Below are 19792 nucleotides of genomic sequence, written 5' to 3' on the forward strand. Positions count from 1 at the left end.
TGTCCGGACTATTGAGTGGTGACGAGATGGAAAGTATCAGCCTGTTACTGTCCGAGGCCTTGAGCCCTTACCGGGTGGCATTGACACCCTGCGGCGCCGAGGGCCATTGCTTGGTAACCCTGAGAAATGCCGCCGGTGGCATCGTGCTTGAACGGGAGGTCAATCAGTTGCAACTGCATGACCGGCGCTTGCTGACCGATGTGGTCGACGGTTTGCACCGGGACCTGATGATTGCCGAAGGCCGCTTGGAGCCCTGCCTGATCGCCGCCATGCGTAGTGCTGCGGCGGATCTGGCCCGTGCTAGAGGAAATTGATTGGTTTTTTGTGGGAACCTTCCACAGCTTTAGTCAGTCAGAGTTTTTAACAGCAGGATCAAACATTGTGCTCCGGTGTTTGCCGCTTGCTGTACTGGTCTCGATAGACCACGTTTAACCCCGAGTCGTCTCCCCACTTCTCGGGGTTTCTTTTTGCCCGGCGTTTCTCAGGGCTGCGGCGGGGCCGCGAAAAAGCCCCGGATCTCTTCGCGATAGGCGCCGCGCATGGAGGTGTCTAGCCACGCGGCGTAGCTTTCGCTCAGTTGTTGCAAGTCCAGGGTGTGCAGGGTTTGGTTGATGCGGGCGATGACCTGACGACCTTCCTCGGTGTCCGAGCAGCCGATATGCAGCGATTGATAGTGCGGAGTCTGGCGGATTGGATAGAAGCTCAACTCGGCCGGGTCGATGCCTTGCTGCTGCGCCTGGTAGCGGATCTCTGCCCAATACCCCAACAATGCGCTCAAGCGCCCCAGGCGCTGCATTTGCAGCAGGCTGCCCAAAGCATCATTGCCGTAGTGCGCCGTCAGGGCCTGGGCGGGGGCCTGCTTGAGCCATTGGTCGACGTTCTGCCCATAGCTGCGCTCGGCCACCACGCCGAGTTTTTTGCCATCGCTGGCGAGCAACGCGGCGAGGTCGATTTCGCCGTCCTGGATAAAGGGCGCCAGGGCTTCACGGTCTTGCCGACGCACCGCCAAACCGTTGCTCATGATCCGCAGGCTGGGGCTGGAATAGGCGATCCAACGCGTCCGTTCCTGGCTCCAGAGCAAAGACGGGTCGCAGGTGAAAGTGGGTTCCTGGAGCATCTGCAAGCCGCGGGCGCGGTTGACCCGCAGGATGCTGTGTTCGTATTCCGGCAGGCTGGCGATCAGCGCGGGCATCAGTTGGTCGATCACACCACGGCCCTTTTGCGGGCCTTCGAAAATGGTCAGCGGCGGTAAGTCGCGTAACAGCCATACCAGCACTTGCTTGGCCTGCGCCGCTTGGGGCATGGCGCACAGCCCCATCAGCAGGCCGAACGCCAGCAGCGCCCGGCAGCGCCGCAGCAGCAGGTTCAGGCGCGCCGCCGCCGGTCGAAAACGGCTGGCCAGTTTAAATGGCCCCTGCTTCATGCAGGCGGCGGATCTGCTCGGCGTCGAAACCCAACTCACCCAGTATCTGGCTGTTGTGTTCGCCCAGTTGCGGGCCCACCCATTGCGCGCTGCCGGGCGTGTCGGAAAGTTTGGGCACGATGCCCGGCATCTTGAAGTTCTTGCCGTCGGGCAGCTTGGCCTGCAGGAACATTTCCCGGGCCAGGAACTGCGGGTCGCTGAACATATCCTCGGCGCTGAAGATCCGGCTGGCGGGTACTTCGGCTTGGTTCAGGCGCTCGATCACCGTCTCCAGCGGCAAGGCACTGACCCAGCGATCAATCACCCCATACAGCTCGTCGCGGCGGCTGTCGCGCCCATCATTGCTGGCCAGCGCCGGGTCATTGGCCAAATCGTCGCGGCCAACGGTGTGCATGAAGCGCTTGAAGATCGCATCGCCATTGGCGCCGATCTGCACATGCTTGCCGTCGGCGCTGGTGTGGATGGAGGAGGGCGTGATGCCCGGCATGATGTTGCCGGTGCGTTCGCGGATAAAACCGAACACATCGAACTCCGGCACCATGCTTTCCATCATGGCGAAGATCGCTTCATACAGCGCCACGTCCACCACTTGGCCCTGGCCACCGTTCATCTCGCGATGTCGCAGCGCCATCAGTGCGCCGATCACGCCCCACAGGGCGGCAATCGAATCACCGATGGAAATCCCCGTGCGCACCGGCGGGCGGTCCTCGAACCCGGTGATGTAGCGCAGCCCGCCCATGGATTCACCGACCGCGCCGAAACCGGGCTGGTCCTTCATCGGCCCGGTCTGGCCGAAGCCGGACAGGCGCACCATCACCAGTTTCGGGTTCAGGGCGTGGAGCACGTCCCAGCCCAGGCCAAGTTTTTCCAATACGCCAGGGCGGAAGTTCTCGATCAGGATGTCCGCTTCGCCCAGCAACTGCTTGAGGATGGCCAGGCCTTCGGGGTGCTTGAGGTTCAGGGTCAGGGACTTCTTGTTGCGCGCCTGCACGAACCACCACAGCGACGTGCCTTCATACAGCTTGCGCCATTTGCGCAGCGGGTCGCCGCCGTCCGGGGATTCCACCTTGATGACATCGGCGCCGAATTCGCCGCAGATGCGCGAGGCAAACGGCCCGGCGATCAAAGTGCCGAGTTCGACGACTTTGACCCCGGACAGAGGTTTGGCAGTAAGCGGCATGAAAGATCCTGTAGGACAAACGACTAATCGAAGTCAGCCTTTTAACATAGCCGGGCATTCCGGCTAAAGTGCGATGCGTCACGGATTCGTTGAATGACTCACGCATCGGTTAGACTTGCCGCCTTTCCCCGTATCAAGAAGCCCGTTCATGGCCCAGCCGTCCACGACCTACAAGTTTGAACTGAACCTCACCGACCTCGACCGCGGGGTGTACGAAAGCGTCAAGCAAACCATCGCCCGCCACCCCTCGGAAACCGAAACGCGGATGACCGTGCGCCTGCTGGCCTACGCCTTCTGGTACAACGAGCAATTGTCGTTTGGCCGTGGCCTTTCGGAAGTGGACGAGCCGGCCTTGTGGGAAAAAAGCCTGGATGATCGCGTGCTGCACTGGATCGAAGTCGGCCAACCCGACGCCGAGCGCCTGACCTGGTGCTCGCGGCGCACCGAGCGCACCAGCCTGCTGGCCTACGGCAGCCTGCGCGTATGGGAAGGCAAGGTCATCCCCGCGGTGAAAAACCTGAAGAACGTCAACGTCGCCGCCGTGCCCGAAGACGTCCTCGAAACCCTGGCCAAGGACATGCCCCGCGTCATCAAGTGGGACGTGATGATTAGCGAAGGGACGATTTTCGTCACCGACGACCGCGGCCAGCACGAAGTCCAGTTGCAGTGGCTGATGGGCGAACGCGGCTGATCGCTCGCCCCTTCGCCAACCGCCGCTCCCTGCCTGATAACGAGAAGCCTGCACCGCCCTATGCGTATCGAACCCCGCCCGTTGCCCGCCACCCTGCCGTTTCTTGGCGACCTGCCGCCGCTATTGACCCGCTTGTACGCCGCCCGCGGCGTGCAATCCCAGGCTGAGCTGGACAAGAGCCTGGCGCGGTTGATCCCGTTCCAACAGCTCAAGGGCATCGAGGCGGCGGTGGATTTGCTGGTGACCGCGCTGGACGAGCGCCAACGCATCCTCATCGTCGGCGACTTCGACGCCGACGGCGCCACCGCCAGCACCGTGGGCCTGCTGGGCCTGCGCTTGCTGGGGGCGGCCCATGTCGATTACCTGGTGCCCAACCGTTTTGAGTACGGCTACGGCCTGACCCCGGAAATCGTCGAAGTGGCGCTGACCCGTGAGCCGCACCTGTTGATAACCGTGGACAACGGCATTTCCAGCGTCGAAGGCGTGGCGGCGGCCAAGGCGGCGGGCTTGAAGGTGCTGGTCACCGACCACCACTTGCCCGGCCAGGAGTTGCCCGCGGCGGACGCCATCGTCAACCCCAACCAACCCGGTTGCGCGTTCCCCAGCAAGGCCCTGGCCGGCGTCGGGGTGATTTTCTACGTGCTGATGGCCCTGCGCGCACGCCTGCGCAGCCTCGGCCGCTACGCCAACCAGGCGCAGCCCAACATCGGCGACCTGCTGGACCTGGTGGCCCTGGGCAGCGTCGCCGATGTGGTGCCGCTGGATGCCAACAACCGCATCCTGGTGCATCAGGGCCTGGAGCGGATCCGCGCCGGGCGCGCCCGCCCGGGCATCAAGGCGATCCTCGACGTGGCCAAGCGCGAGGCGTCGCGCATCACCTCCACCGACCTGGGCTTCATCCTCGGCCCGCGCCTGAACGCGGCGGGGCGCCTGGACGACATGAGCCTGGGCATCGAATGCCTGCTCACCGCCGACCCGGAGTTGGCGCGGGACATGGCGGTGCAACTCGATGACCTGAACAAGGATCGCAAATCCATCGAACAAGGCATGCAGCGCGAGGCCCTGGCCCAGCTCAAGGACTTGCCGGTGGAATCGATGCCGTTCGGCCTGTGCCTGTTCGACCCGGACTGGCACCAGGGCGTGATCGGCATCCTCGCCTCGCGTATGAAGGACCGCTACCACCGGCCCACCATCGCCTTCGCCGACGCGGGGGACGGCATGCTCAAAGGCTCCGGGCGTTCGGTGCAGGGCTTTCACATACGCGATGCCCTGAGTGTCGTCGCCGCCCAGCACCCGGACCTCATGGGCAAATACGGCGGCCACGCCATGGCGGCGGGCCTGAGCCTGCCCCAGGAAAACTTCCCGTTGTTCGCCGAGGCCTTCGACGCCGAAGTGCGCCGCCAACTGCGCGAAGAAGACCTGACCGGGCGCCTGCTCACCGATGGCGCCCTGGCGATGACCGAGTTCAACCTGGAACTGGCCCGCGCCCTGCGCGACGCCGGGCCCTGGGGCCAGCACTTTCCCGAGCCGTTGTTCCACGGGGTGTTCCAATTGCTGGAAAAACGCATCGTCGGCGAGCGCCACCTCAAAGTGGTGCTCAAAAGCGAATGTGGCTCGGTGAAAATCGACGGCATCGCTTTTGGCATCGACCCCCAGGCCTGGGCCAACGCCCGGGTGGATTGGGTGGAACTGGCCTACAAGCTCGACCTCAACGAGTTTCGCGGCAAGGAAAGTGTGCAACTGATGATCGCCCACATCGAGCCGCGTTGATTCGCACCGATAAAGCGAACCCTCCTGCATCGCGGGTTGTCGACTAGTCTCTAAGCACTGCTTGATTGGCCTTGTGACCTATCCTTCATTTTTTGCCCGCGGGGGCGGGCGCTGCACCCTTCTTGTCACTCGCGGACTATTCAAACAGAACCCTGGAGCCTGACCACTGATCGAGAGGTGCCCCATGAGTCTGCTGCTTGAGCCCTATACCCTGCGTCAACTGACCCTCCCCAACCGCATCGCGGTGTCACCCATGTGCCAGTATTCCAGCGTTGATGGCCTGGCCAACGACTGGCACCTGGTGCACCTGGGCAGCCGCGCCGTGGGTGGCGCCGGCCTGATTTTCACCGAAGCCACCGCCGTCACCGCCGATGGCCGCATCACCGCCCAAGACCTGGGCCTATGGAATGACGCACAGATCGAACCCCTGCAACGCATCACCCGGTTCATCACCGCCCAGGGCGCCGTGGCCGGCATCCAACTGGCCCACGCCGGGCGTAAGGCCAGCACCCACCGGCCCTGGTTGGGCAAGCATGGCAGCGTCAAACCGGCGGACGGCGGCTGGGTGCCGGTCGGCCCGTCGCCCATTGCCTTCGACCCGGAACACACCGCGCCCGTGCAACTGAGCGAAGGGCAGATCGGCGAGATCATCCAGGCCTTCGTCGAGGCCGCCAAACGTGCTCTGGAAGCGGGGTTCAAGGTAGTCGAGGTACACGCGGCCCACGGTTACCTGCTGCACCAATTTCTCTCGCCCCTGAGCAACCAGCGCCAGGACTCATACGGTGGCTCGTTCGACAACCGCATTCGCCTGGTGCTGCAAGTCAGCGAGGCGGTGCGCGAGGTGTGGCCGCAAGAGCTGCCGCTGTTTGTGCGGGTTTCGGCCACCGATTGGGTCGAGGACGGTTGGAACCCGGACGAAACCGTGGAACTGGCGCGGCGCCTCAAGGCCCTTGGGGTGGATTTGATCGACGTGTCCTCCGGCGGCACCGCAGCCAACGCGGAAATCCCCATCGGCCCGGGCTACCAGACGCGCTTTGCCGAGCGGGTGCGCAAGGAGTCAGGCATCGCCACCGGCACCGTCGGCCTGATTACCGAGCCGGCTCAGGCCGAGCACATCCTGCGCACCTGCCAGGCCGATATCATCCTGCTGGCCCGGGAACTGCTGCGCGACCCGTACTGGCCGCTGCACGCCGACGATGACCTGGGCAGCCGCCAAGCCACCTGGCCGGCGCAGTACCAACGGGCAACCCACCGCGACTCACCGATCCACGAATCCGACCTGCGGGATTGACCCTGCGCCCCGCCCAAGCCCCGCTCAGTTGAGCGGGGCTGGGTTTTTTCAGGCCCGCCGCCATGCCGGCACTTGCCGCAACGTCACCGCCCGCAGCAGCCATTCCAGCGGCCCGTAAGGGTGGCGCGCCAGCCACCACGCGCTCAGGCGCAGTTGCACGGTGAAAATGACCAGCACCGAGACGAGCAGCAACGGTGATGGCATTTCGGCGATAAGCGCCCCGCCATAGCCGCTGAACAACAGGCCCAATGCCACCGATTGCAGCACGTAGTTGCTCAACGACATCCGCCCCAACGGCGCCAGGTGCCGCACCAGGGGCTCCCCACCCGCGCCGCGGAACAGGCGCAGCATCAGCAGCCCATAGCTCGCCGTCAGCAGTGGCGCGCTCAATTGGCCGATGCCGAAGGCCAGCAATTCCAGGCCGCCGCCGGGGATGAACGTCTCCACCAGGCCATAAAACAACCCGCCCAGCAGGCCGATGGGCAAGCCAATCGCCAGCAGCCTGCGCGCGTAGGGCTGCACGGGGTCCGGGGCGCTCAGTAATTGCTGGCGGCCGGCGGCAAAGCCCAGCAGGAACATCGCCAGGGCGCTGGGGCCCTGGATGATCCACAAAAACACTTGGGTCGGCACAAAACGGCTGGCGTGATAGGCCAGGGTCGCCAACGGCCCATTGCGGTACGCGGTAAGGGCGGGGTCGCTGGCGGTAATCACCGTGTCGAACGGGTCGCCGGTGCTGATGGCCAGGGCGCCGGCGACGACGAACAGCGTCCCCGTCGTCAACAGCAAGGTGCAGGCGATGAGCACGGCGGTTTTGGGCCGGACACGGTGCGCGGCCAGCAGCACCAGGCCGAGCACGGCGTAAATGGTGAGGATTTCGCCATGGAACAACAGCACGCCATGGAGCACCCCCAGCACCAGCAAACCCAGTTGCCGGCGCAGCATGCGCGGCACGAACGCCACGCCCGCCCGCTCGGCGCTGGCCATTTGTAGGGTGAAGCTGTAGCCGAACAGGAAGGAGAACAGCAGGTAGAACTTGGTTTCCACCAGGGTGCTGGTGAGCACCCGCAGCACGTGGTCGAGGGGGCTGGCGTAAAACAGGCTGGTGGCGCCGGTGCCGTACATCGGGTCGGCAAACGCCCACACATTGACTGCCAGAATGCCCAACAGGGCAAAACCGCGCAGGGCATCGACCGTGTGCAGGCGCGTCGCAGGGGGGAGGGGGCCGGTCATCAGTAACGTCCTTGTGGGGATGAGTGGCGTGGGTGCGCGATGGTAGCGGATCACGGTGATTGTTTAGGGTGAAAAAACCGCTGGGAAGTTTTTTGACTAATTACTCTAAAAAATTCTCACGATCTGAAAAAACTTTCTATTCTTAAGCCCATCACCGGCTTCAGCCCTTAAGCCGGAAGGTTTCAAACAGCGGCACAGGGACAGCCGCTGCTGAAAAGGGACGCAGGGCGATGAAGTGTCTGAAGTTATTCCGAATGCAGAGGGACATCGTCCATGGCAAAAGAACAGAGCGCAGTCAGGTTGTTAGGTTTTCTCTCGGGCCTGGGCCTGACGCGCCGCACCCGGCGCTTGAGTTCAGAAGAGTTGAAGTTGGTGGAGCAATACCGAACCTTGTCCGAGGCCGACCGCACCGCCATGCGCTACCTGGTGGATGCGATGCGTAGCGTCTCAAGGTTTTAGCACGGCAAACCCCCGCTCCCCCTGTGGGAGCGGGCCCTGCCCGCGATGAGGCCAGGACAGGCGATGCACTTGTGGCGGCTGGAATGCCGCCATCGCGAGCAGGCTCGCTCCCACAGAAGAAAAATCCCGCCCCCAGAGGAGAGAAAAATCCTACCCACCATGTGGGAGCGGGCCTTGCCCGCGATGAGGCCAGGACAGGCGATGCACTTGTGGCGGCTGGAATGCCGCCATCGCGAGCAGGCTCGCTCTCACAGAAGAAAAATCTCGCCCCTAGAGGAAAAACAAGCCCCGCCCACACCACACAAGCCTGTTCACACAGTAGGTGTAGGCCAGCCACGGCCCTTAGGGGACCGGTGGGCGGTTAGCCCACTTCCTCCACCGCTCGGTGTGCTTCATCGATGGCCGCGTGGGCGTAGGCGCTCCAGGCTGCATCCGAGTTGGCGATGCTCACATTGCCGACAGGCTGGCGCGCCAGGTTCATCCATTTTTCGCTTTCGTCGGCATCGTCATAGAGGCTGTTGGAGAAGTACGCGTAGCCGTGGGACCAACGGTTGACGGTGATGCTCAGGATGTCGTTCTGGTGGTCGAAGCCGCCCGGCCCGAGCATGCGTTGCAGTTGGTCGCGCAGTTGCGCTTCGAGCACCTCGAAAGTTTGCCCGTAGAGGCGGCCACGGCCGGCGCGGGCCTGGTCGCGGGCGGTCATGCCGCTGGTGGGGCTGGTGGGCACGTAGACCATGTGCAGGCCAATGGGCTGGCTCGGGTCACGCGGGTGTTCGTAGCCGCCCATGCTCACCGGGTAGTCGAGCTTGATGCGGCTGTAGGGCTGGGTCGCAGCGTAGATCTCATGCACACCCAGGTTGCGCCACGCCTCCCAGTTGCGGATCAGCACCTTGGTGTACACCAGCGGGAACTTCACGTTCTGGCTTAAGGCGTGGGCCTGGTCGGCGGGGAGGTCGCGCAGCAGGTAGGGAATGACCATGTTGTAGCAGGCCATGATGCAACGCTTGCCCCGCACCTGGCTCAGTTGCCCGCCGCGGCTGTAGCCGATATGCACGCCGGCGCCGACATTGCGCACGCTGACCACCGTGCTGTTGAGGCGCAGGCGCACCGGGGCCTTGGGCTGGTCGAGTTTGGCGTAGTCGAACGGCGCGAGGACGATGTCTTCCATGTCATGGCCCGGGGCCACGGTGGGAATCAGGCTGCGCACCAACAACCGCGCCAGGGACGCATTGCCGTCGGGGAAGTGGTAGATGTAGGGCTCTTCCATTTCCGCCTGGGCTTCTTCGCTGATGGGCTCTAAGTTCATCGCGCTGAAACCGGGGAAACCGACGTTGTAGGCGTCATACGCCGCCACGGCATCGATGCTCAGGGCCATGAAGTCGTTGGTGCGGCTCTGGAAGTACTTCACGGCGGCCGGGGTCAGGCCTACGTCCTTGAGTAAAAAGTCGCGATAACTGGTGCTTTCCAGGTGCGCGGTTTTCTCTTCCTGGGTTTTGCCGGCGAGGTAATCCCGCGGCGCGGTGTGCAGGGCGATCAGGGCGTCGCGGTCGCTTTGCGGCAGCGGGAAGTCGTTGATGAAGTCGCGCAGGCTGCGGGCGTGCAACTGATCCGGGGCGATGTCGTCGGCGACCATGGGCGTCGGGTCGCCGCTGACCAGTTTGTCTTCGCCGAAGTTTTCCTTGTCGAAAAACACCCCCCGCGACAGGCCGAGGCTGGGATAGAACGGGCGGTCGAACGCAGTTTCAAAACGCTTGATATCGACCCCGAGTTTTTTCAGCAGGCCGTTGACCTCGGCGCTGTACAGGTGATTAGGCGACTGGAAGGCCTCGCTGCCGCCGTAGCCGATGATCGTGCGCCCGCCGGCCTGGAATTCGTTGCGCTTGGCGTGGCCGCCGAAGTCGTCGTGGTTTTCCAGGATCAGAATGCGTGCGTGGGGGTGTTTCTCCCGGTAGAACCAGGCCGCCGACAATCCACTCAGGCCCCCGCCGACCACCACCAGGTCGTAATCCTCGCTGACGGGCAGGTGATCGGTGTTGAACACTTTCTTATCCCAGCCCATTTGGTGGGCGATTTCGAACGAGCCGACATGGCTGCCCCGCAGCCCAGTGAGGGCGGGCGGGTAGTAGCGCCCGTCGGGGGCGGCTTGCAGCAATTGCAGCGGGGTCATGCCGGCGGCGACGGTGATGGCGACGCCGTTGAGGAAGTCGCGACGGGTGATATCCATGGGGATTCCTGAGGTGTTTTCTTATGGGACAGCGGGCGCAAGGCAGGGCATGCCAGTCTGTGGGAACGCTCCCACAGAACAGGTTTCTGGGCAGGTTTTGCGGGCTCAGTGCTTGAACATCACATGGCGCACCGTGGTGTAGTCCTCCAGCCCATACATGGACATATCCTTGCCGTAACCGGACAGTTTCTGACCGCCGTGGGGCATTTCGCTGACCAGCATAAAGTGCGTGTTGACCCAGGTGCAGCCGTATTGCAGGCGCGCGGCGAGGCGGTGGGCGCGGCCGACGTCGGCGGTCCATACCGACGAGGCGAGGCCGTAGTCCGAATCGTTGGCCCAGGCCAGCACTTGCGCTTCGTCGTTGAAGCGGGTCACCGAAACCACCGGGCCGAACACTTCGCGGCGCACGATTTCGTCGTCCTGCTGGGCGTCGGCCAGCACCGTGGGCTCGAAGAAGAAGCCGTCGCCGGCCACGGCTTTGCCGCCGGTAATGAGGCGGATGTGGGGCTGGGCCACGGCCCGCTCGACAAACCCGGCCACGCGGTCGCGGTGTTGGGCGGTAATCAGCGGCCCCAGCTCGGTGGCCGGGTCATCCTGTAGGCCGTACTTGAGGCTGGCCACCGCCGCGCCGAGCTTCTCGACGAACGCGTCGTAGATCTCGGCCTGGGCGTAGATGCGGCACGCGGCGGTGCAGTCTTGCCCGGCGTTGTAGAAGCCGAAGGTGCGGATGCCTTCGACGGCGGCATCGATGTCGGCGTCGTTGAAGATCAGCACCGGCGCCTTGCCGCCCAGTTCCATGTGCATCCGTTTGACGCTGTCGGCGGTGCTGGAAATGATGTTTGCCCCCGTGGCGATGGAGCCGGTCAGCGACACCATGCGCACTTTGGGGTGGTTCACCAGAGGGCTGCCCACCGTTGGCCCACGGCCAAACACCAGGTTGAGTACGCCGGCAGGGAAAATATCCGCCGCCAGTTGCGCCAGGCGCAGGGCGGTCAACGGGGTTTGTTCCGACGGCTTGAGCACCACGGTATTACCGGCGGCCAGGGCCGGGGCGATTTTCCAGGCGACCATCATCAGCGGGTAGTTCCACGGCGCGATGGAGGCGATCACGCCCACCGGGTCGCGGCGGATCATCGAGGTGTGGCCGGCCAGGTATTCGCCACCGGCCGAACCGCCCATGCAGCGGCTGGCGCCGGCGAAGAAGCGGAACACGTCGGCAATCGCCGGGATCTCGTCGTTGAGGGCGGCGCTGTAGGGCTTGCCACAGTTGTCCGACTCCAGCTTCGCCAGTTCCGCGCCGTGGGCCTCGATGGCGTCGGCCAGTTTGAGCAGCAACAGGGCGCGGTCCTTGGGCGGGGTTTGCGACCAGCCCTCGAACGCCGCGTCGGCGGCGCGCACGGCGGCATCGACTTGGGCTTCGCTGGCTTCGGCAATTTCCACCAGCACCTGGCCCAGGGCCGGGTTGAGCACCGCTTGGGCCGGGCCTTCGCCGGCGACGAGTTGGCCGTTAATTAGGAGTTTGGTTTGCATGGTGCGGTCCTTTTCAAAGCTGAGTTTTTCTTTTTGTCGGTGCGCGGGAGCAAGGCGCGCCAAGGCTTACTTGCCGCCGCTGCCCGCCACGCTTTCACCGCCGCGTGTCAGGTAATAGGCGCCCAGGATGGGGATCATGGTGACCAGCATCACCAGCATCGCCACCACGTTGGTCACCGGTACGTCGCGCGGGCGGCTCAGTTGGTTGAGCAGCCACAGCGGCAGGGTGCGTTCGTGGCCGGCGGTGAAGGTGGTGACGATGATTTCGTCGAACGACAGGGCAAACGCCAGCATGCCGCCGGCCAGCAAAGCCGAGCCGAGGTTGGGCAGGATGATGTAGCGGAAGGTCTGCCAGCCGTCGGCGCCCAGGTCCATGGAGGCCTCGATCAGGCTATGGGAGGTGCGGCGCAGGCGGGCGATGACGTTGTTGTAGACGATCACCACGCAGAAGGTCGCGTGGCCGACGATGATGGTGAACATCCCCGGCTCGATGCCCAGGGTCTTGAAGGTCGCCAGCAGGGCGATACCGGTGATGATCCCCGGCAATGCGATGGGCAGGATCAGCATCAGCGAGATGCCCTGTTTGCCGAAGAAGTCCCGGCGATACAGCGCCGCCGAGGCCAGTGTGCCGAGCACCATGGCGATCAGGGTGGCGATGGCGGCGATCTGCAATGACAGCTTGATGGCTTCGAGCACGTCCGGGCGCGAGAAGGCCACGCTGAACCACTTCAGGGTCAGGCCCTGGGGCGGGAAGCTGAACGCCGCTTCTTCGGTGTTAAAGGCGTAGAGAAAGATAATCAGGATCGGGAAGTGCAAGAACACCAACCCGCCCCAGGCCGCGATCTTCAGGCCCCAGGAAGATTTTTCAGAGTGCATCGAAGGCCCCCAGGCGTTTGACGATGGACAGGTAGATGGCGATCAGCACGATCGGCACCAGGGTGAAGGCCGCTGCCATGGGCATGTTGCCGATGGCGCCCTGCTGGGCGTAGACCATGCTGCCGACGAAGTAGCCCGGCGGGCCCACCAGTTGCGGCACGATGAAGTCGCCCAGGGTCAGGGAGAAGGTGAAGATCGAGCCGGCGGCGATGCCCGGGATCGACAGCGGCAGGATCACTTGCATGAAGGTCTGGCGCGGCTTGGCGCCCAGGTCAGCCGAGGCTTGCAGCAGGGACGGCGGCAGGCGTTCCAGCGAGGCCTGGATCGGCAGGATCATGAACGGCAGCCAGATGTAGACGAACACCATGAAACGCCCCAGGTGCGAGGTGGACAGGGTGCTGCCGCCCACACCCGGGATGCCCAGGATGAACTGCAACACCGGCGTGAGCCCCAGGTGCTCGACGAACCACTGCGCCACGCCGCCCTTGGCCAGCAGCAGGGTCCAGGCGTAGGCCTTGACGATGTAGCTGGCCCACATCGGCATCATCACCGCGATGTAGAAAAACGCCTTGGTCTTGCCCGTGGTGTAGCGCGCCATGTAGTAGGCGATGGGGAAGGCCAGGGCGGCGCTGGCCAGGGAGACCACGATGGCCATGCTCAGGGTGCGCAGGATGATGTCGAAGTTCGACGGCTGGAACAGCGCGGCGAAGTTGCCCAGGGTCAGGTCCGGGGTAACGGCCATGGTGAAGTCGTCGAAGGTGTAGAAACCTTGCCACAGCAGGGTCAGCAGCGAGCCGAGGTAGATCGCGCCGAACCAGATCAGCGGCGGCACCAGCAGCAGCGACAGGTACAGGTTGGGCTTGCGGTACAGCAGGTTGGAAAACCGGCGCAGCGGCGGTTGGGTCAGGGCCAGGCTCATGTCATACCTCGCCTGCGTCGGTGTCGCGCAGCGTCACCATGGCTTCACGGGCCCAGCGCGCGCTGAGGGGCTGGCCGACCGCATGGCGGGCCGTGGTGTCCAGCCACTGGGTGTTGGCCTGGCTGATGTTCAGGGCCTGGCCGTTGTCCAGTTTCAACTCATAGCGGGTGGCGCTGCCCTGGTATTGGATGTCGTGGAGCACGCCGCGCACTTGCACCTCGCCGGCGCCCAACGGGCCCTCGGCAAAGCGCACGTGCTCGGGGCGGATCGAAAACGGTTGGGCGCTGCCGCTCAGGCGCTGGGCCAGTTCGCCACGGATCACGTTGGAGGTGCCGACGAACTCGGCGACGAAAGGCGTGGCCGGTTTCATGTAGAGGTTGCGCGGGGTGTCCACCTGCTCGATGCGGCCCTTGTTGAACACCGCCACGCGGTCGGACATCGACAGCGCTTCGGTCTGGTCGTGGGTGACGAAAATGAAGGTGATGCCCAGTTGGCGCTGGAGCTTTTTCAGCTCGCTTTGCATTTGTTCGCGCAGTTTCAGGTCCAGCGCGCCGAGGGGCTCGTCCAGCAGCAAGACGCGGGGGCGGTTGACCAGGGCGCGGGCCAGGGCCACACGCTGGCGCTGGCCGCCGGACAGTTGCACCGGTTTGCGCTCGCCATAGCCGCCCAGGGCCACCATGCCCAGGGCTTCCTCGGCCCGGGCCAGGCGTTCGGCCTTGGCCACGCCCTTGACCTTGAGGCCGTAGGCCACGTTGTCACGCACGTTCATGTGGGGGAACAGGGCGTAATCCTGGAACACGGTGTTGACGTCGCGCTGGTACGGCGGCAACCCGGCGGCTTCTTCGCCGTGGATGCGGATGGAACCGGCACTGGGCTGCTCGAACCCGGCAATCAGGCGCAGGCAGGTGGTCTTGCCCGAGCCGGAGGGGCCGAGCATGGAAAAGAACTCGCCGTCCTGGATATCGATGCAAACCCGGTCGACGGCTTTGACTTCGCCGAACTGTCGGGAAACCTGGGTGAATTGGACTGCAAGCGTCATGGTGCGGTGCTCCAAAAAGGCGCGGGCCGTCGCAGCGGCCCTGCCTGGACTTCTGAAAAAACAAGGCGTTGGTCGAACGTGATGTGGGGAGGCACGGTATCCCTACCGGTGCAGCCCTTCTGTGGGAGCGAGCCTGCTCGTGATGGCGGTGTAGCCGTCGATATCGATCATGAGTCTCGGATCGCTATCGCGAGCAGGCTCGCTCCCACAAGGGCAGCAGTATTTATCTACCGCCCATGATCGCAATGTAGTCCTGGGTCCAGCGGCTGTAGGGCACGAACTTGCCGCCCTCGGCCTGTGGGGTTTTCCAGAAGGCGATCTGGTCGAACTGGTCGAAACCGTTGGTCTTGCACCCTTCGCCGCCCAGCAGTTCGCTGGCGCTGCACGCGGCGGGCACCGCCGGCAGGGAGCCGAACCACGCCGCCACGTCACCCTGCACCTTGGGTTGCAACGACCAGTCCATCCACTTGTAGGCGCAGGTCGGGTGCTTGGCCTCGGCGTGGAGCATGGTGGTGTCGGCCCAACCGGTGGCACCTTCCTTGGGAATGGTGGAAGCAATCGGCTGCTTTTCGTTTATCAGGCCGTTGACCTGATACGGCCAGGCGCTGGAGGCCACCACCCCTTCGTTCTTGAAATCGCTCATCTGCACCGTGGTGTCGTGCCAGTAGCGGTGGATCAGTGGTTGCTGGGCGCGCAGCAGTTCGAGCACAGCCTGGTACTGGGTTTCGGTCAGCTCATAGGGGCTCTGGATGCCCAGCTCCGGCTTGGCCGACTTGAGGTACAGCGCCGCATCGGCGATGTAGATCGGCCCGTCATAGGCCTGCACGCGGCCCTTGTTGGCCTTGCCGTCGGGCAGGTTCTGGGCCTCGAACAGCACGTTCCAACTGGTTGGCGCCTGCTTGAACACGTTGGTGTTGTACATCAGCACGTTGGGGCCCCACTGGTACGGGGTGCCGAAGGTCTGCTGGCCGACCACATACCAAGGCGCGTCCTTGAGGCGCGGGTCGAGGTTTTTCCAGTTGGGGATGAGCGCGGTGTTGATCGGCTGCACCCGCTTGCCAACGATCAGGCGCAGCGAGGCGTCGCCCGAGGCGGTGACCAGGTCGTAGCCGCCCTTGGCCATCAGGCTGACCATCTCATCGGAGGTGGCGGCGGTCTTGACGTTGACCTTGCAGCCGGTTTCCTTCTCGAACCCGGTGACCCAGTCGTAGGCCTTGTCGCTTTCGCCGCGCTCGATATAGCCGGGCCAGGCGACGATATCCAACTGCCCCTCGCCCGCACCCAAAGCCTTGAGCGGTTCGGCGGCCTGCAGGCTGGCGCTGGCCAGCAACGCGGTGGTGAGTGCACTGAGCAGTGCGGTCTTGTGCGCGAACATGGGATTCCCTCGGCGGTTGTAGTTATTGTGGGTTGTTGAAGCGTAGCTCTTAGGGGCGAGCGGCAAGCTTTAAGCGGCAAGCGGCACGAACAAGGCCCGCCCGCATCGGCTTGCCGCTTGAAATTTGCCGTTCACAACTGCCCGCCATGGCGGGCCATGATGTGCCTGACCACGCTGTAGTCCTGTAATGAGTCGCTGGACAAATCCTTGCCGTAGCCGGAGCGTTTCAGGCCGCCGTGGGGCATTTCGCTGACGAGCATGAAGTGGCTGTTGATCCAGGTGCAGCCGTATTGCAGGCGGGCGGCCACTTGCATGGCCTTGTCCAGGTTCTGCGTCCACACCGACGACGCCAGGCCGTATTCCGAATCGTTGGCCCAGTCCACGGCCTGTGCCAGTTCATCGAAACGGGTCACCGTCACCACCGGCCCGAACACTTCGCGCTGGACGATTTCGTCGCCTTGCTTGCACCCGGCCAGCAGCGTGGGCTGGTAGTAGAACCCGGCACCGGAGTGCACCGCCGCGCCGGTCACCCGCTCGATATGGGGCTGGTTCAGGGCACGTTCGACGAAACTGGCCACGCGGTCGCGCTGGCGGGTGCTGATGAGCGGGCCGATTTCGTTGTCGGCGTCGCGCTTGCCGGCAAAGCGCAGGCTGCTGACCGCTGCGCCCAGTTCGGCGACGAGGCGGTCATGGATGCCGGCTTGGGCGTAGATGCGGCACGCGGCGGTGCAGTCTTGCCCGGCGTTGTAGTAGCCGTAGCTGCGTACACCCTCGACCACCGCTTGCAGGTCGGCGTCGTCGCAGACGATCACCGGCGCCTTGCCGCCCAGCTCCAGGTGCGTGCGTTTGAGGGTTTTGGCTGCGGCCTGGAGGATTTTCTGGCCAGTGACGATATCGCCGGTCAGCGACACCATGCGCACTTTCGGGTGGCTGACCAAGTGGCTGCCCACGCCTTCGCCACCGCCGCAGATGATGTTGATGACCCCGCGCGGCAGCAGCTCGGCCAGGGTCGGCGCCAGGGCCAGGATCGACAGCGGCGTGTGTTCCGACGGCTTGAACACCAGGGTGTTGCCGGCGGCCAGGGCCGGGGCGATTTTCCACGCGGCCATCATGATCGGGTAGTTCCACGGTGCAATCGAGGCGACCACGCCAATGGGGTCGCGGCGCACCATGCTGGTGTAGCCCGGCAGGTATTCGCCGCTCAGTTGCCCGGTTTGGCAGCGCACCGCACCGGCAAAAAAGCGGAACACGTCCACGGTGGCGTTCAAATCGTCCTGGCGCGCCAGGTGCAGGGGCTTGCCGCAATTGAGGGCTTCGAGGCGGGCGAGGTGGTCGGCGTGTTTTTCGATGGCCCCGGCTATCGCCAGCAGAATATTGGAGCGCTGTTGCGGCGTGGTCCGCGACCATCCGGCGAAGGCGCGGTGGGCGGCCAGTACGGCGCTTTCGACCTGTTCGGTGCTGGCCTCGGCGATGCGCGTCAGCACCTCCCCGGTGGCGGGGTTGAGGATCGGCTCGGCCACGCCCTGGCCCTGGACCAGTTCGCCGTCGATCAGCAATGCGGTGGACAGTTGCGTCTGCGCGCCAGCCATCTTGGAGGTTCTCTTTTTTTGTACGGTCATTGGGGCTTCCCGCTGGGTGCGCCCGACCTTTCTTATTGGGTTCGCTGAGACTAGAGGTCGGGCGTGAGGTCGACAAATACTAAATACCGAAGGTGGCATTCGATTAAATAGATGGCTTGCGCCCGGTATGGGGTTGTTCGCGGGCCACGGTCAGGAAGGGGTCCACCAGGGCCGGGCGCGCCGTGCCCCGGCGCCAGGCCAGGCCGACGTCCAGGGTTTGGTTGAGGTCGGCCAGGGGCCGCGCCTCGATGATGTCGCCCTCCAGCGACCAGGGGCGGTAAGTCATGTCCGGTTGCACCGACACGCCGAGGCCCGCCGCCACCAGGCTGCGTACCGCTTCGGTGGAGGCGGTGCGCAGGGTGATGCGCGGTTGCAGGCTGGCGGCGGCCCACATGCGCTGGGCGTTGCGGTCCATTTCATCGACGTTCAACTGGATCAGCGGCTCGCGGGCCACATCCGCCAGGTTGATGCTGTCGCGTTCCAGCAGCGGGTGCTGGGCCGGCAGCCACAGGCGATGGGGCGAGTGGGTCAGCACCTCGGTCTGCAAGGCGTGGCGGTCTTCCAGGTTGGACAGGATCAGCACCCCCACGTCGATTTCGCCGCTCACCAGCAAGTGCTCGATGTAGGGCCGCTCGTCTTCCATCACGCGGATTTCCACGTTGGGGTAGGCGCGCTGAAAGCGGGTGAGCAGGTCTGCCAGGTAGTAACCGGCCACCAGGCTGGTGACGCCGACGATCAGTTGCCCGGCCACCTGGTCGGTGCTCTGTTGCAGGCTGCGCTTGGCGTTGTCCACGGTGGCCAGGATCAAGTGGGCCTGGCGCAAAAACTGATGGCCCTGGTGGGTCAGGGTCATGCCTTTGGCGTGGCGGTTGAACAGGGTCACGCCGATTTCCTGCTCCAGCTGCTGGATAGCCAGGGTCAGGGTGGACTGGGAGATATACACCGCTTGGGCGGCGGCCGAGATGGAGCCGGTTTCGGCCACGGCGATGAAGTGACGGATCTGGCGCAGGGTCATCATGGGGTTTACCGGTTAGGCGTTTTTATAGATTTGCTCGAGTCTATATCTTTTTTTTAGAAAGCCGAGGATCACCGCCTGCCGGCTCGTCAAGGGGTAAGCAACATCTGGAAGTACTCTTGAAAACTGTCGAAGGGCACTTAGCTCTACGCTGATGGCCTTATTGTTCCGGCTAATCCCATTTATTGGAGGCAACAAATGAACACCCGTGGATTGCTCGATCAACTGCTCAAGTCCGGCCAGGACATGCTGCAGAACAAAGCGGGCGGCACCCAGAACAAAGGTGCCGACAAAGGTGCGCTGGGCGGTTTGCTCGGTGGCTCGGGAGGCTTGGGTAGCCTGCTCTCCGGCGCGGGCGGCGGGGCGTTGGCGGCGGGCGCCATGGGCCTTTTGCTGGGCAACAAAAAAGCCCGCAAGTTTGGCGGCAAGGCCCTGACTTACGGCGGCCTCGCCGCCCTCGGCGTGCTGGCCTACAAGGCCTACGGCAACTGGCAGGCCCAGCAGGGCACGGCCCCGCGCAACGAGCCCCAGACCCTCGACCGCTTGCCCGCCGCCCAGGTGGAGCAGCACAGCCAGGCGATCCTCAAGGCCCTGGTGGCGGCGGCCAAGGCCGATGGCCATGTGGATGAGCGCGAACGTGCGCTGATCGAAGGTGAGTTCACCAAGCTGGACAACGACCAGGAGCTGCAACACTGGCTGCACGCCGAGCTCAACAAACCCCTGGACCCCGTCGACGTCGCCCGCGCCGCCAGCACCCCGGAAATGGCCGCCGAGATGTACATCGCCAGCGTGATGCTGGTGGACGAAGAAAGCTTCATGGAAAAGTCCTACCTCGACGAACTGGCCCGCCAGCTCAAGCTGGAACCGGGGCTCAAGGCCGAACTGGAAAAACAGGTACGCCAGGCCTCTGCCTGACCCCTTGTGGTAGCAAGCGGGCAAGCCCGCTTGCTACCACAACACCCGCATCAGGGCTTCTGGCCCATTAATGGCCTGGCAATGGCCATTACCCCCTCCCGCAGGGCCGTATCGGCACCTTAAAAAAACGCCTAAACCCCGACCAAACCCCCGATCCAGAGCCTATTCCAGGTTTTTTGTGCGGACTTTTGCGCCACCACACATCCGCGTGCTTAATGATGGCACCGCCTCGGCTA

The 19792-nt window shown here is 64.1% G+C and carries 17 protein-coding genes; 6 read left to right on the forward strand and 11 right to left on the reverse strand.

Annotated features, from left to right (window positions below):
• Positions 1 to 26 precede the first annotated feature (26 nt).
• A complete protein-coding gene (locus tag CKW13_RS01615; protein WP_095106293.1) occupies positions 27 to 314 on the forward strand; it encodes a DUF3509 domain-containing protein in 288 nt (95 codons plus the stop codon).
• 167 nt (positions 315 to 481) lie between these two features.
• Here the strand turns inward: CKW13_RS01615 and CKW13_RS01620 are convergent, their stop codons facing one another.
• The gene (locus CKW13_RS01620; RefSeq protein WP_095106295.1) at positions 482 to 1423 is read right to left on the reverse strand and encodes a TIGR02285 family protein; all 942 of its coding nucleotides are present in this window, start codon (positions 1421 to 1423) and stop codon (positions 482 to 484) included.
• Positions 1404 to 2603 (reverse strand): CaiB/BaiF CoA-transferase family protein, encoded by a 1200-nt coding sequence (locus CKW13_RS01625; protein ID WP_095106297.1) that lies wholly within the window; start codon positions 2601 to 2603, stop codon positions 1404 to 1406. The genes CKW13_RS01620 and CKW13_RS01625 overlap by 20 nt, the downstream gene beginning before the upstream one ends.
• Before the next feature lie 148 nt (positions 2604 to 2751).
• Here CKW13_RS01625 and CKW13_RS01630 point away from each other — a divergent pair, with 148 nt between their 5' ends.
• The 3 genes from CKW13_RS01630 to CKW13_RS01640 all read left to right on the forward strand — a co-directional run bounded on the left by CKW13_RS01630 (position 2752) and on the right by CKW13_RS01640 (position 6355).
• Positions 2752 to 3294: a YaeQ family protein gene (locus tag CKW13_RS01630; RefSeq protein WP_095106298.1), complete on the forward strand. Its 543-nt coding sequence runs from the start codon at positions 2752 to 2754 to the stop codon at positions 3292 to 3294.
• 60 nt (positions 3295 to 3354) lie between these two features.
• Positions 3355 to 5064: a single-stranded-DNA-specific exonuclease RecJ gene (recJ, locus tag CKW13_RS01635; protein ID WP_095106300.1), complete on the forward strand. Its 1710-nt coding sequence runs from the start codon at positions 3355 to 3357 to the stop codon at positions 5062 to 5064.
• A gap of 184 nt (positions 5065 to 5248) precedes the next feature.
• Positions 5249 to 6355 carry an NADH:flavin oxidoreductase/NADH oxidase gene (locus CKW13_RS01640; RefSeq protein WP_095106301.1) on the forward strand — a complete coding sequence of 369 codons (1107 nt, stop codon included), beginning with the start codon at positions 5249 to 5251 and terminating at the stop codon, positions 6353 to 6355.
• Between the two features lie 48 nt (positions 6356 to 6403).
• Here CKW13_RS01640 and CKW13_RS01645 read toward each other — a convergent pair whose 3' ends face one another.
• Positions 6404 to 7585 carry a DUF418 domain-containing protein gene (locus tag CKW13_RS01645; protein WP_095106303.1) on the reverse strand — a complete coding sequence of 394 codons (1182 nt, stop codon included), beginning with the start codon at positions 7583 to 7585 and terminating at the stop codon, positions 6404 to 6406.
• A gap of 273 nt (positions 7586 to 7858) precedes the next feature.
• Between CKW13_RS01645 and CKW13_RS01650 the strand changes: the two genes are divergently transcribed.
• The gene (locus CKW13_RS01650; RefSeq protein WP_095106305.1) at positions 7859 to 8044 is read left to right on the forward strand and encodes a hypothetical protein; all 186 of its coding nucleotides are present in this window, start codon (positions 7859 to 7861) and stop codon (positions 8042 to 8044) included.
• Positions 8045 to 8405: 361 nt separating this feature from the next.
• Here CKW13_RS01650 and CKW13_RS01655 read toward each other — a convergent pair whose 3' ends face one another.
• From CKW13_RS01655 to CKW13_RS01690, 8 genes are all read right to left on the reverse strand, one after another.
• Complete coding sequence (locus CKW13_RS01655) at positions 8406 to 10268, reverse strand: FAD/NAD(P)-binding protein (protein WP_095106306.1); 1863 nt, start codon at positions 10266 to 10268, stop codon at positions 8406 to 8408.
• A gap of 105 nt (positions 10269 to 10373) precedes the next feature.
• Positions 10374 to 11798: a gamma-aminobutyraldehyde dehydrogenase gene (locus CKW13_RS01660; RefSeq protein WP_095106308.1), complete on the reverse strand. Its 1425-nt coding sequence runs from the start codon at positions 11796 to 11798 to the stop codon at positions 10374 to 10376.
• A 66-nt stretch (positions 11799 to 11864) separates the two neighbouring features.
• A complete protein-coding gene (locus CKW13_RS01665) occupies positions 11865 to 12674 on the reverse strand; it encodes an ABC transporter permease (protein WP_095106310.1) in 810 nt (269 codons plus the stop codon).
• Positions 12664 to 13593, reverse strand: a complete 930-nt coding sequence (locus CKW13_RS01670; protein ID WP_095106312.1) for an ABC transporter permease — start codon at positions 13591 to 13593, stop codon at positions 12664 to 12666. The genes CKW13_RS01665 and CKW13_RS01670 overlap by 11 nt, the downstream gene beginning before the upstream one ends.
• Before the next feature lies 1 nt (position 13594).
• A complete protein-coding gene (locus CKW13_RS01675; protein WP_095106314.1) occupies positions 13595 to 14632 on the reverse strand; it encodes an ABC transporter ATP-binding protein in 1038 nt (345 codons plus the stop codon).
• A gap of 223 nt (positions 14633 to 14855) precedes the next feature.
• Entirely contained in the window at positions 14856 to 16007 is a 1152-nt protein-coding gene (gene ydcS / locus CKW13_RS01680) for a putative ABC transporter substrate-binding protein YdcS (protein WP_095106316.1), read from the reverse strand.
• A 131-nt stretch (positions 16008 to 16138) separates the two neighbouring features.
• On the reverse strand, positions 16139 to 17626 hold the full coding sequence (locus tag CKW13_RS01685) for a gamma-aminobutyraldehyde dehydrogenase (RefSeq protein WP_095106318.1): 1488 nt from the start codon (positions 17624 to 17626) through the stop codon (positions 16139 to 16141).
• Positions 17627 to 17729: 103 nt separating this feature from the next.
• Entirely contained in the window at positions 17730 to 18644 is a 915-nt protein-coding gene (locus CKW13_RS01690; RefSeq protein WP_095106320.1) for a LysR family transcriptional regulator, read from the reverse strand.
• Between the two features lie 195 nt (positions 18645 to 18839).
• On the opposite strand from CKW13_RS01690, the gene CKW13_RS01695 reads away from it, so the two are divergent.
• On the forward strand, positions 18840 to 19556 hold the full coding sequence (locus tag CKW13_RS01695; RefSeq protein ID WP_095106322.1) for a tellurite resistance TerB family protein: 717 nt from the start codon (positions 18840 to 18842) through the stop codon (positions 19554 to 19556).
• Positions 19557 to 19792: the final 236 nt, after the last annotated feature.

The sequence above is a fragment of the Pseudomonas sp. Irchel 3E20 genome (genome assembly GCF_900187645.1).
Classification (GTDB): domain Bacteria; phylum Pseudomonadota; class Gammaproteobacteria; order Pseudomonadales; family Pseudomonadaceae; genus Aquipseudomonas.

Coding starts and splice junctions, on each gene's coding strand:
- CKW13_RS01685 (WP_095106318.1), bottom strand. CDS start 17,626: ATGACCGTACAAAAAAAGAGAACCTCCAAGATGGCTGGCGCGCAGACG.
- CKW13_RS01620 (WP_095106295.1), bottom strand. CDS start 1,423: ATGAAGCAGGGGCCATTTAAACTGGCCAGCCGTTTTCGACCGGCGGCG.
- CKW13_RS01695 (WP_095106322.1), top strand. CDS start 18,840: ATGAACACCCGTGGATTGCTCGATCAACTGCTCAAGTCCGGCCAGGAC.
- CKW13_RS01645 (WP_095106303.1), bottom strand. CDS start 7,585: ATGACCGGCCCCCTCCCCCCTGCGACGCGCCTGCACACGGTCGATGCC.
- recJ (WP_095106300.1), top strand. CDS start 3,355: ATGCGTATCGAACCCCGCCCGTTGCCCGCCACCCTGCCGTTTCTTGGC.
- CKW13_RS01675 (WP_095106314.1), bottom strand. CDS start 14,632: ATGACGCTTGCAGTCCAATTCACCCAGGTTTCCCGACAGTTCGGCGAA.
- CKW13_RS01660 (WP_095106308.1), bottom strand. CDS start 11,798: ATGCAAACCAAACTCCTAATTAACGGCCAACTCGTCGCCGGCGAAGGC.
- CKW13_RS01650 (WP_095106305.1), top strand. CDS start 7,859: ATGGCAAAAGAACAGAGCGCAGTCAGGTTGTTAGGTTTTCTCTCGGGC.
- CKW13_RS01670 (WP_095106312.1), bottom strand. CDS start 13,593: ATGAGCCTGGCCCTGACCCAACCGCCGCTGCGCCGGTTTTCCAACCTG.
- CKW13_RS01615 (WP_095106293.1), top strand. CDS start 27: ATGGAAAGTATCAGCCTGTTACTGTCCGAGGCCTTGAGCCCTTACCGG.
- ydcS (WP_095106316.1), bottom strand. CDS start 16,007: ATGTTCGCGCACAAGACCGCACTGCTCAGTGCACTCACCACCGCGTTG.
- CKW13_RS01665 (WP_095106310.1), bottom strand. CDS start 12,674: ATGCACTCTGAAAAATCTTCCTGGGGCCTGAAGATCGCGGCCTGGGGC.
- CKW13_RS01625 (WP_095106297.1), bottom strand. CDS start 2,603: ATGCCGCTTACTGCCAAACCTCTGTCCGGGGTCAAAGTCGTCGAACTC.
- CKW13_RS01630 (WP_095106298.1), top strand. CDS start 2,752: ATGGCCCAGCCGTCCACGACCTACAAGTTTGAACTGAACCTCACCGAC.
- CKW13_RS01640 (WP_095106301.1), top strand. CDS start 5,249: ATGAGTCTGCTGCTTGAGCCCTATACCCTGCGTCAACTGACCCTCCCC.
- CKW13_RS01690 (WP_095106320.1), bottom strand. CDS start 18,644: ATGATGACCCTGCGCCAGATCCGTCACTTCATCGCCGTGGCCGAAACC.
- CKW13_RS01655 (WP_095106306.1), bottom strand. CDS start 10,268: ATGGATATCACCCGTCGCGACTTCCTCAACGGCGTCGCCATCACCGTC.